Genomic DNA, 608 nt, shown 5'->3' with positions numbered 1-608 from the left:
CGGCGATCCTGCGCATCTCCGAGGTCGAGGCCGGCGCGCTCGCCCGGACCTTCGCACCGCTCGACCTCAGCGATTTGCTGCATGATCTGTGCGACAGCTATGCTCCCGCGATCAGCGATGGCGGCCGCAGCCTGGGGTGCGAGATCGACCCGGACATCGCCGTGAACGGCGACCGGGAGCTGATCGCCCAGGCAGTGATCAACCTGCTCGACAATGCGCAGCGCCATACGCCGGCGGGCACCCATATCGTCGTCGCGGCCAATGCCGACCAGGAATGGGCGCGACTGTCCGTCGCGGACAATGGGCCCGGCGTGTCGGCCGAGGACCGGCCGCGGATCATTCGCCGCTTCGCCCGGCTGGATGCGAGCCGGACGACGCCAGGACACGGGCTTGGCCTCAACCTGGTCGCGGCGGTCGCCGCCGCGCATGGCGGCGAAGTAACGATCGGCGACAACAAGCCCGGCCTGCGCGTGACCGTCACCTTGCCGCGTCGGCCCTTTACCGCACCAGCAAGGTGAAGGGCGGCACATAGGCCATCAGCATTACCACCACGCCGACCAGAGACGCCAGCACGATGCTGTGCAGGAAAACATAGCGCAGAATCCGCC

At 68.1% G+C, this 608-nt stretch carries 1 protein-coding gene; it reads left to right on the top strand.

Going from position 1 to position 608, the window contains the following annotated elements; translation table 11 throughout:
- Positions 1-518, top strand: a 518-nt coding sequence (locus tag AC1DZC_RS20125) for a sensor histidine kinase (RefSeq protein WP_477044511.1), incomplete at its 5' end; no start/stop codon positions are given.
- Between the last annotated feature and the right edge of the window lie 90 nt (positions 519-608).

Source organism: Cellulomonas sp. P2_B4 (assembly GCF_056404795.1).
The sequence above is the reverse complement of the archived record's forward strand: the minus strand, read 5'-3'. Positions and strand labels throughout refer to the sequence as shown.